General features: G+C 42.1%; 1 pseudogene. It reads left to right on the top strand.

Annotated elements, in window-relative coordinates:
* A pseudogene (locus ACWA1B_RS23020) lies at positions 1–259 on the top strand (signal peptide peptidase SppA); the annotation flags it as partial.

The raw sequence follows: 259 nt of genomic DNA on the forward strand, positions 1-259 counted from the left end.
TGGACAAAGACGAAGATTACAATAAAATTTCGATTGCAGATTATACTCAAAATTATGTAACGACTGCTTTGGCTAATACCGCAACAGATCAGATTGCTATTATTTACGCGCAAGGCGAAATTGGTAGTGGCGAAGGAGATGTCAACACTATTGGCGAAGGTTCGATGCGACGCTCTCTGCAAGAAGCCAGAAAAAATGATGACGTAAAAGCTATCGTTTTGAGAATTGACAGTCCAGGCGGTAGCGCGCTAACTTCTGA

It is taken from the genome of Flavobacterium xizangense (genome assembly GCF_054075145.1).